Here is a 13,281-nt window from a genome sequence, read left to right on the forward strand (position 1 = left end):
TTAATAGTTATATGTGAGTGTTAAGTAGTAAGTTGGCTTGTCCAAGTCGAATAAGGTGTCGATTGGGTTTGGTCCTCGGTCGGTATCGAAATACCGGGCGCTGTTGGTTAAACCAGCAGCGACAGAAAAGCTTTCAGTTACGTTGTAACCAATCTCTTCGGCGTGTGAGAATTCAGGAGAATATTCTGAACCTCGGTAGGTCCACGATTTTGAACTGTCAATGGTGGTGGAGATCCACCAGTCACCATATTCGTAGCTCAAACCAAAACTGTTACTCAGGCGATACTCTTCGAGCTGGAGATTGCCTGCCGTGGTGTAACGATGGAAATTTTTTCTTAGACGAACGGAATCTGTTAGTTGTAGCCCTTCAAGCAAAAAGCCAAGGTCATAGCTGAGATTGAGATCCGCACGAAAAGCAGTAGAAAGGTCGGTGGTTTTTGCGATGTCAGAGATAGGAATTAACCCACGAATACTCGCAGAAAAATTGAGATTTTCTGTTGGTTGGTAGAGATCTCGGTAAACCGCTCGTAACCATACATCTCGCCAATACTGTCCCTCATGCCCGTCGAATTGATGAACGCCACTGAAATTGGCACTAAAGAGCCAGTTGGTTTCCGTTTCATATTTCACGGTGAGACTGGCGTCGAGAGAACGTGATGCAAGATAGCTGTTGTCGGGGTAGGCGTTTCGGCTGTATGAAGTCGAAAACGTCAAATTCCACGGACTGTTTTGAGTCGGTGGCGCCACCATAGATTCGGCGACATCTTCTGCATGAACTGTAAACGGCAAGCAAGATGCAGTTAGCGCACACAGTGCAATATGACACTGTTTCACTCTACTTTCCTTGTAATTTGTGATTAATGTAGTGTTTTTTATGATTGACGGATACTAGAGGAATCATTGGAAGAAGAACATCTATTCATGGAAAGTATCAATATCTTGTGTCACCAGTACTAATTTGTGAGCCTGCTCGAATGTTAATCGTTTTGTTTTGATCTCCAATCGCCTCTTTTAATTGCTGAACCCTTGCTGCATATGGAGTGAGTTGCACTTCTGCTTGGCTGACACATAACCTTCATCAATTTTTCTCATAAAAATGACTTGATTAGATCAATAAATGCACTATTATGACGAAGTGTCATTTATGACGATTCGTCAAAAATTAGTGAGATTCCTTTAATAGGGATTCGTGTTACAATCGCAGCGGGAGTACGTCGATACGGAAGAGTGAATGATGTTTAACTTTGGTTGTAAGAAAAGTGATGAGCAAAAAGGGTGTGGATTTTCGGCTGGAAAGACGAAAAAACAGCAAGCTATCGCTGATCGAGAAGTTGAATTAATTCTGTTAGCAAAAGCCATTGTACAGAAGGAAGGATTTGCCAACCTTACGATGGACAAACTAACAGCGGCCAGTCCGTACTCAAAAGGGACGATTTACAATCATTTTTGCAGCAAAGAGGATGTGATTTTAGCGCTGTGTATTCATTCGCTAAAAAATGAAGCGCTTCTCTTTAATCGTACCGCAGCGTTTGAAGGTACGACGCGAGAAAAAATGATCGCGATGCATGTAGGTTACCGTATCTACTCGCGTCTAGAGCCTGTGCTATCGACCTGCGCCATCATGGCCAAAACACCATGGGTGCTAGAGAAAGCGTCGCCTGCGAGGGTGAATGAGTTAAATGAGCTTGAAGAGAAAGTGATTTCAGGTGCGGATGCTCTCGTGAGCTACGCGGCCGAAGTCGGCGATGTGAAGTTTTCACCCGCAGTGGGTTCTGATGCCATTGTATTTGCTAACTGGTCAATTGCATTTGGTTCGAATGCCTTGACGCAAAACGCATCAAACAGTCACTGTATCAGCCGCCTTCAAGATCCATTTACAGTGCTACATAACGCGAATTTGCTACTTGATGGACTCGGATGGAAGCCGCTTTCGAGCGAATGGGATTATCGCAAAACCTGGCGACGGGTAGAGCAAGAACTGTTTGCTGAAGAGATCGCTTATCTCGAATCTGTTGGTCGTTAAGGGAACAAAGCCAATCTAAGGATTGGCTTTTAAATCACACTTAGTGACGAACCGTCAAAAAATGAACTTGGAAAAACAAAAATAGGTTGTTCTTTGTTGATTCCAAAATTCTTCCTCTCTTAACCAGCATTTGCTGGTTTTTAAAGAGAGATTATTGACGAAACGTCACAAATGGAGAGTGTGATGAACCATCTTCAGCAGTCAACCAATGAACGCACTTCACTGCTCGCGTTCTCAACGCGGTTCAGTTTTTGGACCCTTATCATCAGCCTGATTGCCATTGTCGCGACTGCGATGGGGGCAAAAAATCTCTATTTTCGTGGGGATTACAATATCTTTTTTGATGGCAGTAATGCTCAACTACAAGCCTTTGATGAGATTCAAACCACCTTCGCGAAAACCGACAACATCGCGTTAGTCTTAGCGCCTAAAAGTGGCGATGTGTTTGACCAGCGCACACTGACTCAAATCCAAGAAATGACGGAACAAGCGTGGCAAGTCCCTTATTCAAGCCGTGTCGACTCGCTTGCCAACTACCAACATACCGAAGCGGTAGACGATGATCTGCTGGTGGAAGATCTTCTTTATCAATCGTATCCACTTACCGCAGAACGCATTGCCAAGGTTCGCACGATTGCGATGTCAGAACCGCTACTGGTGAACGCTTTGGTCTCCGAAAAAGGCGATGTTGCGGTTATCAATATTACCATGCAAATGCCGGGGGTGGATGAAACCGCTGAAGTAAATGAAGTGGTCGCGTACGTTGAACAAATGCTCAGCCATTATCGCGCACAGTATCCTGATGTCACCATCTACAAGGCGGGTATCATCGCAATGAACCATTCGTTTGCGATGGCGGCGCAAAACGACAGCGCGACGTTAGTTCCGACAATGTTGTTGGTGATTTTGGTTTTTCTCACCCTCATGCTGCGTTCGTTTCTCAGTGTTTTGGCGACGTTAGTGGTGATTATTGGCGCCATTGTTGCGACCTTAGGCATTGTCGGCTGGGCTGGAATGTTTTTGCATGTTGCCTCTGTGAATGTGCCGACACTGATCATGACATTAGCGGTCGCAGACTGTGTTCATGTCATTGCCAGCATGCGCCATTTTATGCGCCAGGGTATGCCGAAATCACAAGCGATTCACCGTAGTGTGACGCTCAATTTTGTGCCTATCATCATCACTTCAGTAACCACCGCGATTGGCTTCTTGATGATGAACATGTCTGATTCTCCCGTGCTACGAGACTTTGGTAATTTGTCTGCGCTAGGGGTGATGATCGCATGTGTGTTGTCCGTGAGTTTACTGCCCGCCTTGCTTAACCTGCTGCCAGTGCGTTTTAGTGCCAAACAAGCGGCAAAATCGTCGGATATTATGGATAAGTTAGCGGATCTTGTGGTGCACAGACGCAACGTTTTATTGCCACTTTCCATCGTGGTGATTGCAGGCAGTGCCGCTTTGATTCCTTACAACAAAGTCAACGACGAATCGGTCAAGTATTTCGATACCAGTAGTGAATTTCGACAAGCGGCCGATTTTATGGAGCAACGAATTAGTGGCATGACCACGATGAGCATTGCCATTAAAACGCATCAATCACAAGGGATTGCCAGTCCGGAATTCTTAGCGGTTTTGGGGGAGTTCACCCACTGGCTACGCGAGCAGCCTGAAACGGACCACGTAGCATCGTTGTCGGACATCTATAAGCGCTTAAACAAAAACATGCACGGTGATGATAATGCCTATTACGCATTGCCAGCAGAGCGTGAGTTGGCCGCGCAGTACTTGCTTCTCTACGAAATGTCATTGCCATTTGGCTTAGATCTGAATAACCAAGTCAATGTCGACAAGTCTTCCGTCAAACTGCAATTGACTGTGAAAAACTTAGGCAGCGTCGAGTTGGTGGCCTTGGAAGAGCGCATCTATCAATGGTTTGCCAGCCATGCGCCGCAATATCAAGTGGTGGCATCAAGCCCATCGCTGATGTTTGCTCATATCGGTGAAACGAACATGGCCAGCATGCTTTCTACCTTGCCGATTACCTTAATCCTCATCTCTGCATTGATGATTTTTGCTCTGCGCTCTTGGCGACTTGGCATGATCAGTTTGGTTCCGAATATTGCCCCAGCGGTGATTGGTTTTGGTCTTTGGGCTTTGATCTCCGGTGAAATCAACTTAGGTCTCTCGGTTGTGGTGACCCTGACGCTTGGCATAGTTGTCGATGATGCAGTCCACTTCCTTGCCAAGTATCAGCACGCACGCAAAGCAGGGCAAAACGCAGAGCAGGCAGTGCGATATGCCTTTCATACTGTCGGGCGTGCTTTGTGGATCACCACCGTCGTGTTAGTGGCTGGGTTTTCGGTGTTGGCGATGTCACAGTTCCGCCTCAACTCAGACATGGGGCAGTTAAGCGCCATCGTTATCTTCGTCGCCTTGGTGATCGACTTCGTTCTATTGCCATCGTTACTGATGCGATTTGATACAGCGGAATATGCCCAACCGGACACCTCTCAAGAGCCGAACACAACACCTATTCAACCGAATCAAGCGTAATAAGGACATCAAGATGAAAAGACTCAGCATACAAAAACTCAATACGATGGCGATTGTGGCGGCTTTGTTTACTGCACTATCTGCTGCACTGGGAGTCACGCCAGCAATGGCCAATGATCAAGCCAAAGGACTAGAAATCGCCAAGGAGCGCAAGCAGCGTGACCTTGGTTGGGGGGACTCGGTCGCGACCATGGAAATGCTCCTCAAAAATGCACAAGGCGAAAGTAGCCTTCGTTTGATGCGTTTGAAGTCGCTGGAGGTCGAAGCCGATGGTGACAAAGGGCTTACCATTTTCGATGAGCCAAGAGACGTTCAAGGTACGGCGTTTCTCAACCATTCGCACATCAGCGATGCGGACGATCAGTGGCTTTATTTACCTGCGCTTAAACGGGTGAAACGCATTTCGTCACGCAATAAATCCGGCCCTTTTATGGGCAGTGAGTTTGCCTATGAAGATCTCAGCTCGTTCGAGCTGGAAAAATACCGTTTTGCTTATTTGGGTGATGAATCGATAGATGGAGAAAACGCATTTGTTATCGAACAAGTGCCAACGGATGAAAACTCGGGCTATACGCGCCAACTGGTTTGGCTGGATCAGCAACATTATCGTCCTTTGAAGATGGAGTTTTATGATCGCAAAAATGCGTTACTCAAAACCCTCGTATTTAATGAGTACCAGCAATACCTCAATCAATACTGGCGAGCCCATAAGATGACGATGGTGAATCATCAAACGGGCAAGAGTACAGAACTGACGACCAATGCAATGGCGTTTCGAACAGGCTTAACGGAAAGCGATTTCGAGCAAAACGTGCTGAAACGCATCAAGTAATGGGATCGATACATGAAGAAAACCATCGTTAAGGGAGGCCAGTTGCTGGCCTCAACGCTGCTTGTCACCGCAGCGTTACCGTGTTTTGGCATTGAGCTTTCGGGCAGCGCAAGTCTTGAACATAGGCAGTTCTTTTCATCAGGGCTACAAGGTCAAGACAGAGGCCAAAGTTCCTTGGTATTCGAGCCTGAATTTTATTGGCAGCAAAGTGAGGGTAATGGCCGTTTTACTTTTATCCCGTTTTATCGTTGGGATGCGGTGGATGAAGAGCGCTCTCATGGCGATATACGCGAAGCACTCTACCTCAATTATTGGGGAGATTACGAGTTGCGAGCGGGCATCGGCAAAGTGTTTTGGGGGGTAACGGAATCGGCGCATTTAGTGGATGTGATTAACCAGACCGATGCGGTTGAATCGGTGGATGGTGAAGCCAAACTAGGACAGCCGATGGTGCATGTGACGGTCGTAAAAGAGTGGGGAACAACAGATTGGTTTGTGCTGCCGTATTTTCGTGAGCGAACGTTTTCAGGCGAAGAGGGCAGGTTAAGGCCTAATCCGCCCATTTCTCAAGATGCGTTATATCAATCTTCGCAAGCGGAGAAACACACCGATTTTGCCTTTCGATATAGCAAAATGCTTGGAGATTGGGATGTCGGAGTCAGCTATTTTAAAGGCACCAATCGTGATCCCTACTATCGTTTGGATGGGGGAGAGATAAAACCGTACTACGCACAAATGTCTCAAGTTGGCATTGATATCCAGGGTATTGTCGGCGATTGGCTGTGGAAGCTTGAGAGCATTTACCGAGACAGTGACGATCACCACACCGGTGTTGTGACCGGTTTTGAATACACATGGGTAGGCGTGTTGGACTCCGTCGTTGATATCGGCTTTATTGCGGAATACTTGTATGACAGCCGAGGAAACAATGCTCAGACGATAGGGCAAAATGACGCTTTTGCAGGGCTACGTTTTGCCTTTAATGATGAGGATGGCACCGAACTCTTAATGGGTATAACTCAAGATCTTGATAATAGTGACGTATACAACGCCAAGCTCGAAGCGAGTAGCCGAGTTAACAATCAGCTCAAGTGGCGTATCGATGCATGGCTGTTTGAAAATGAAACCCCGAATGACCTGCTATACTTTGGTCGTAAAGATGACTTTATTGAACTTGGCCTAGATTATTATTTCTAAAGATAACTATCTGATTTTATTAATTAGATTTCCCTTATCTATTGAGGTGGGCTATTGATTTGAGTTTTGTGATATCGGTTCAAATTAGATCTACCTCATTTTTTCAACATTTCTATAAAGCTCTTTCGCTGTATTCACTATAAAATCCCTTAAAAATGAGTGGATTTAGAGTGTTCGGTTAGAACGGACACATTTTAAAGGGCTGTCAATTGAACTCATTCAAATGGGATAAAAACTTTGAAACGGGCATCGCAGATGTTGATGAGCAACATCAGTATCTGGTGGGTTTTATCAACCGTTACGGTGAGCTGATTTCAGAAAATACGATATCAATACAAGACATTCAAATGGCATTGTTTGAGCTGTCGCGTTACGCCGAGTTTCACTTCAAAGAAGAAGAAAACTTGATGCGTAACGCGGGTGTCTATCACGAGCATTTGCAATACCATATCAAAATTCATCGCGCTTTCATGTCTGACATCATGGGCATGCAGAGCTTTATCTCGGAAGAAAACAAAAAATCGGCAGAACAATTACTGCATTTCCTGATTCATTGGTTGGCTTATCATATTTTGGGTATTGACCAAAATATGGCAAGACAAGTGGAAGCGATCAAATCAGGGCTTACTCCGCAACAAGCCTATGAACAAGAAGAGCGAAAAAGTGATTCTTCGACCCAGCCACTGCTTGATGCGTTGAACGCGTTATTTAATCAAGTCTCGGAGCGTAACCGAGAGTTGTTGTCGCTCAACCAGCACCTTGAGGAAAAAGTGGAGGAGCGCACACGGCAACTGGTTGAAGCCAATAAACAACTGGAAGTGCTTTCTTATACCGATGCTTTGACCCAGTTACCCAATCGTCGCTGTGCCATTCAAACGCTTAAAGAGTTGTGGAATGATTCGTCTCTCGCTGACGCTCCGTTGGTGTGCATCATGATTGACGCGGATTACTTTAAACAAGTGAACGACAGTTGCGGCCATGAAGCCGGGGATGTGGTGTTGAAAGAGCTAGCGCACACGCTGAAACACAGTTTCCGCAGTGACGATATTGTTTGTCGTTTGGGTGGAGATGAGTTTTTGGTGATTTGTCCAAATACCGATTTAGCGGGCGGTTTGCATGTCGCTGAGCTTGTGCGTCAACAAGTGAACAATCTGCTTATCCCCACAGGCTTGGAACCATGGCGCGGCAGCATCAGTGTTGGAGTGGCAGAAAGAACGCCTGCGATGAGCACCTACACAGAGTTAATTCAATTCGCGGATGATTCTGTGTATCGCTCCAAGCACCACGGTAAAAATTGCGTTAACGCGACTCAACTCAACGCTTAGTCCGTAGCACGCTCAACTCGCGTCTGGGCCATCTTGGTTCAGGCGCAAATGGCTCGGATGCTAATTGTTTAGATGCTAACTGTTTAGATGCTAATGGTTCAGACACGAACTTGCGCTTATCTTCTCGTTCATTTCGCCTCTTTTTCAGCCAAATGCCATTAATCGAATCTCCGGGATTTTGTCCTCTTTTGATATTTGGCGTCTTTTTACTCAATAACCTCTTCTTTTAATAATTCAATTTGGCATTAGAGGCGGGTTTAGCTACTATGTACAGCTATCAAAAAAGTACCAATTACTCCCTTATGGACACTACCAGAAGGTAGATGAGGAAACGATGCAACATCTACAAGAGATCATTGCTAACGCGAATGCTGCGATTGATGCCGCACAGTCGCTTGTCGCACTCGATGAAGTGCGAGTTCAGTATCTAGGTAAGAAAGGTGAGCTAACGGCTCAACTACAAAGCCTAGGTAAACTTCCACCAGAAGAGCGCCGCGAAGCTGGTCAAGAGATCAACAAGGCCAAAGAGGTTGTTCAACACGCTTTAGCAGCTCGTAAAGACGCACTGCAAAGAGCGGAATTGGAAGCAAAACTGGCTTCAGAAACCATCGATGTGACCCTACCTGGTCGTCGTATCGAAAATGGTGGTCTTCACCCAGTTACGCGTACAGTTGAGCGTATTGAACAGTTTTTTGGTGAACTAGGCTTTAACGTTGAGTCTGGCCCAGAAATCGAAGACGCATTCCACAACTTCGACGCGCTAAACATCGCAGCAGATCACCCGGCGCGTACAGACCACGATACCTTCTTCTTCAATCCAGATTTGATGTTGCGTACTCATACGTCTGGCGTACAGATCCGTACGATGGAAAATGGTAAACCACCATTCCGTTTCATCGCACCAGGCCGTGTATACCGTAACGATTACGACCAAACGCACACGCCAATGTTCCACCAAGTGGAAGGCATGCTGGTGGATGAAAACGTGAATTTTGCACAGCTAAAAGGCATCTTGCACGATTTCCTATGTAACTTCTTCGAAGAGGAAGTTGAAGTCCGTTTCCGTCCGTCTTACTTCCCATTCACTGAGCCTTCAGCAGAAGTGGATGTAAAAGGTAAAAACGGTAAATGGTTAGAAGTACTAGGCTGCGGTATGGTTCACCCGAACGTACTTCGTAGCGTTGGCATCGATCCTGAAAAATACTCTGGTTTTGCATTCGGTATGGGTGTTGAGCGTCTAACCATGCTTCGTTATGGCGTGAACGACCTACGAGCGTTCTTCGAGAACGATCTTCGTTTCCTAAAACAGTTCAAGTAATCCAGAGGTTTAAGCACAATGAAATTCAGCGAATCTTGGCTTCGTGAGTGGGTAAACCCTGCGGTTACTACTGACGAGCTTACTCACCAAATCACTATGGCTGGTCTAGAGGTAGACGATGTTCTTCCTGTGGCGGGCACTTTTAACGGTGTTAAAGTTGGTCACGTTGTGGAATGTGGTCAACATCCAGATGCAGACAAACTACGTGTCACCAAAGTCGATGTTGGTGAAGAAGAGCTTTTGGACATCGTTTGTGGTGCAGCGAACTGTCGTCAAGGCCTGAAAGTGGCTGTGGCAACCGTGGGTGCTGTGCTACCAGGTGATTTCAAAATTAAGAAAGCGAAACTACGTGGTCAGCCTTCACACGGCATGCTTTGTTCATTCACAGAGCTAGGCATCGATGTGGAATCGGATGGTATCATGGAACTGGCTATCGACGCACCAATCGGTATGGACTTCCGTGATTTCCTAGCACTGAATGATGTGACCGTAGACGTTGATTTGACGTCTAACCGTGCTGACTGTTTCAGCATTCGCGGTATGGCGCGTGAAGTGGGTGTACTCAACCGTGCTGACGTCACTGAGCCTTCTGTTGCTCCTGTTGCGCCTTCTATTGATGACACCGTTGCGATTGAAGTGAAAGCGCCAGCCGCGTGTCCACGTTACCTTGGTCGCGTGGTGAAGAACGTTAACGTTCAAGCGAAAACACCGCTATGGATGCAAGAAAAACTGCGTCGCTGTGGCATTCGTTCAATCGATCCAGTGGTTGATATCACAAACTTTGTTCTTCTAGAACAAGGCCAGCCAATGCACGCCTTCGATCTAGCGAAGATCGACGGTGGTATCGTGGTTCGTTTGGCAGAGCAGGGCGAGAAAATCACCCTTCTTGATGGCAGCGAAGCAGAATTGAATGCCGATACATTGGTGGTTGCAGACCACAACAAAGCACTGGCGATCGCGGGTATCTTTGGTGGTGAAGAGTCTGGTGTAACCTCTGAAACCAAAGATGTGCTACTTGAGTGTGCTTTCTTTGCACCTGACCACATTCGTGGCCGCGCTCGTAGCTACGGTCTACATACGGATTCTTCAATGCGTTTCGAGCGTGGTGTGGATTACGCACTGCAAGTGAGCGCAATGGAGCGTGCAACCGCACTGCTTGTTGAAATCTGTGGTGGTGAAGTTGCGCCTGTTGTGGCGGTAGAATCTGAAGCGGAATTACCTAAGCCAAACAAAGTCGCACTGCGCCGCACGAAACTGGATAACCTCCTAGGCCATCACATTGCAGACAGCGACGTGGTTGAGATCCTAGAGCGTCTGGGTATGACGGTAGAAACGACCGCAGAAGGTTGGGTTGCTGTGGCACCAACATGGCGTTTCGATATCGCGATTGAGCAGGATTTGGTGGAAGAAGTTGGCCGTATTTACGGTTACGACAACATTCCAAACCAAAACCCAGCAGCCGCACTGAAAATGCACGATCACCAAGAGGCGAACATCCCTCTTAAACGTGTTCGCGATCTGCTTGTTGACCGTGGTTACCACGAAGCGATCACTTACAGCTTTGTTGAACCTGAACAACAGAAATTGGTTGTTCCAGGTGTTGATGCGCTGATCCTGCCAAACCCAATTTCTGCAGAAATGTCAGCAATGCGTCTTGGCTTGATTCAAGGTTTGCTAAACACTGTGGTTCATAACCAGAAGCGTCAGCAACCACGTGTTCGTCTATTTGAATACGGCTTGCGTTTCATCCCATGTGACACGGCTGAAAACGGCATGCGCCAAGAGCCAATGCTGGCTGGTGTTATCGCAGGTACTCGCAGTGAAGAACATTGGAACATCGATACCAACACGGTTGATTTCTTTGATCTTAAAGGCGATGTGGAAGCGATTCTTGAGCTTTCTGCAAACGACAAAGCATACAGCTTCGTTGCAGCAAAACATCCAGCACTTCACCCAGGTCAGTCAGCGGCTATTGTTGTTGATGGTAAAGAAATCGGTGTGATTGGTACGGTTCACCCTGAGCTAGAACGCAAGTTTGGTCTAAATGGTCGCACAATTGTGTTTGAGATCGAATGGTCTGCAATCAATCGTAAAGTGATCCCTGAAGCGGTGGCATTGTCTAAGTTCCCTGCAAACCGTCGTGATATCGCGGTTGTTGTTGATGAAGCGGTTGCTTCTGGTGACATCGTTAACGCGTGTCTAGAAGTGGGCGGCGAGTTCCTTAAAGCGGCAAAACTGTTTGACGTTTACGTAGGTAAAGGCGTTGAAGAAGGCAAGAAGAGCCTTGCAATCGCTTTGACTCTACAGTCTAACGAGCGCACGTTGGAAGATGCCGATATCGCAGGCGCGGTAGATGCCATCGTGACACATGTGTCTGAGAAGTTTGGCGCGTCACTGCGCGACTAATCTCAAACATAGAAGACAAAAAACCTGCCAGTTGGCAGGTTTTTTTGTGTCTGTCGTTAATCGCCACGAAAGGCGCCATGAGAGGACAGGGGCTAATTTGTTTTAAGCGACGCTTTGAATGCGCTTTTTCTGCTGACGTTTCATCTGCTTTAGCGTTTCGATCGCTTTATCAAGGTCCACTTCTAAGCCAAAGCGTTGCTTGAGGTTCATCAAGAAAAAGATGTCTTCACACATGGCTTTCTCTGGCTCGTCGCTGATTTTTGCCACTGGGGAGCCATTACATTCCGCCATCTTGACCACCATTGATATCGGTTGGTAACGGGTGCCTTTGTCATTGGTCCAATTCCCCATATCATTGGCGAGGAAAGTGCCAATGCCAAAACTTATCTGTGCGCGTCCGGCGAAATACTCGCAAATATCAAGCGCACGCGCAAAATCCAGTCCATCGGTAAAAATCAAGGTTTTAGTGGTTGGATCGATGCCTAGACTTTCGTAATGGGCAATGATTTTATCTCCCCAAACAAATGGACTGCCGGAATCGTGTCTCACGCCTGCATAGGCAGTGGCTTTGTCTAGGTCAAAATCGCTAAGAAACGCATCAATACCGATGGTGTCGGTTAGAGCGATACCAAGACTACCATTAAACGCCTCAAGCCATTTGTCTAATGCGACACGCTGAGAGTGTTGAATAGCGACAAGCGCTTGATGTGCCATGGTCCATTCATGTGCGACCGTGCCAATTGGCGTTAAATTGAACTCTTGAGCAAGGTGATAATTACTGGTGCCTAAGAGCAGTTCTGGCACTCGTGCACGCAATACGTCAAGCATCGTTTTTTGCGCAGCAAAGCTAAATCGGCGTCGTGTCCCCATCTCAGAGAAACGGAAATTAGTAATATTACGGCGTTTAAGTTCCGAATCTAAAAAGTCCAGTTTGTCCTCTAATACTTTGTGCAGTTGAGACTGGGGTATTTGTGCCCAATAACGACGATTGCGCAGCTCTGAGATAATACTCATCACTAAGGTTTCATAGAGAATGGTTTCGTGCCAAATGCCATTTATGGTGACTCTGAGCTGGCAGTCGCCCTGTGCGGTGCGGAAAATACCGACAGAGACTTGTTGCTGAGGGTGGAAGCGGAAGGTTTCTAAATAGGAGAGAAACTCTGCCGTTAAATAGGGCGCTTTCTCTGCCAAGTAAGCCAACTGGGCAGCATCAAAGCGAAGCTCTGCGAGGCGGTTGATTTCCTCACGAACCTCTTCCACTAAATCAGACAAGTTATCATCAGAGCGAACGATCAGTTCGTAGCGCACTTGTGTTTGAGGATAAAATCGATACGCGGCTTGCATCATATTGATTTTATACACATCTAAATCAAGAACACTTTGAATAATGGCTGGTTGAAAAAGTGGCGCGCACATGTGTCTGTTTTCACCCTGTTTAGGTTAAGAACATTTTGTTCGTTAATGTGCTGAACTCTAAATGAGAGAGTATGGTTTGTCAATTTTTGTTACTAACATCCAATGCTCTGGCGAGGGATGTGCCGGGCTAATTTGATTCTTATGTTTGACGGATGAGGCGTGCCTGGAATTGAATGATTAGGTATAAATCAAAGTTAGGAACAAAAGTGTA

At 46.6% G+C, this 13,281-nt stretch carries 9 protein-coding genes; 7 read left to right on the forward strand and 2 right to left on the reverse strand.

Annotation, left to right across the window (positions count from 1 at the left end; genetic code table 11):
* Complete coding sequence (locus VV1_RS11140; protein ID WP_011080231.1) at window positions 1-834, reverse strand: TonB-dependent receptor; 834 nt, start codon at window positions 832-834, stop codon at window positions 1-3.
* A 400-nt stretch (window positions 835-1,234) separates the two neighbouring features.
* Between VV1_RS11140 and VV1_RS11145 the strand changes: the two genes are divergently transcribed.
* The 7 genes from VV1_RS11145 (at window position 1,235) to pheT (ending at window position 11,654) form a co-directional block, all read left to right on the forward strand.
* On the forward strand, window positions 1,235-2,023 hold the full coding sequence (locus VV1_RS11145; protein WP_039555204.1) for a TetR/AcrR family transcriptional regulator: 789 nt from the start codon (window positions 1,235-1,237) through the stop codon (window positions 2,021-2,023).
* A gap of 171 nt (window positions 2,024-2,194) precedes the next feature.
* A complete protein-coding gene (locus VV1_RS11150) occupies window positions 2,195-4,576 on the forward strand; it encodes an efflux RND transporter permease subunit (protein ID WP_011080233.1) in 2,382 nt (793 codons plus the stop codon).
* Window positions 4,577-4,622: 46 nt separating this feature from the next.
* Window positions 4,623-5,408: an outer membrane lipoprotein-sorting protein gene (locus tag VV1_RS11155; RefSeq protein ID WP_011080234.1), complete on the forward strand. Its 786-nt coding sequence runs from the start codon at window positions 4,623-4,625 to the stop codon at window positions 5,406-5,408.
* A gap of 12 nt (window positions 5,409-5,420) precedes the next feature.
* A complete protein-coding gene (locus VV1_RS11160; protein WP_011080235.1) occupies window positions 5,421-6,605 on the forward strand; it encodes a hypothetical protein in 1,185 nt (394 codons plus the stop codon).
* Between the two features lie 209 nt (window positions 6,606-6,814).
* Window positions 6,815-7,930, forward strand: coding sequence for a GGDEF domain-containing protein (locus VV1_RS11165; RefSeq protein WP_011080236.1), 1,116 nt, complete (start codon window positions 6,815-6,817; stop codon window positions 7,928-7,930).
* A gap of 334 nt (window positions 7,931-8,264) precedes the next feature.
* On the forward strand, window positions 8,265-9,248 hold the full coding sequence (gene pheS, locus VV1_RS11170; RefSeq protein WP_011080237.1) for a phenylalanine--tRNA ligase subunit alpha: 984 nt from the start codon (window positions 8,265-8,267) through the stop codon (window positions 9,246-9,248).
* Window positions 9,249-9,266: 18 nt separating this feature from the next.
* The gene (pheT, locus tag VV1_RS11175) at window positions 9,267-11,654 is read left to right on the forward strand and encodes a phenylalanine--tRNA ligase subunit beta (protein ID WP_011080238.1); all 2,388 of its coding nucleotides are present in this window, start codon (window positions 9,267-9,269) and stop codon (window positions 11,652-11,654) included.
* Between the two features lie 102 nt (window positions 11,655-11,756).
* On the opposite strand, the gene pncB is transcribed toward pheT, so the two are convergent.
* Window positions 11,757-13,070 carry a nicotinate phosphoribosyltransferase gene (gene pncB, locus VV1_RS11180; RefSeq protein ID WP_011080239.1) on the reverse strand — a complete coding sequence of 438 codons (1,314 nt, stop codon included), beginning with the start codon at window positions 13,068-13,070 and terminating at the stop codon, window positions 11,757-11,759.
* Window positions 13,071-13,281 lie beyond the last annotated feature (211 nt).

This window comes from Vibrio vulnificus CMCP6, from assembly GCF_000039765.1.
GTDB classification, from domain to species: domain Bacteria; phylum Pseudomonadota; class Gammaproteobacteria; order Enterobacterales; family Vibrionaceae; genus Vibrio; species Vibrio vulnificus_B.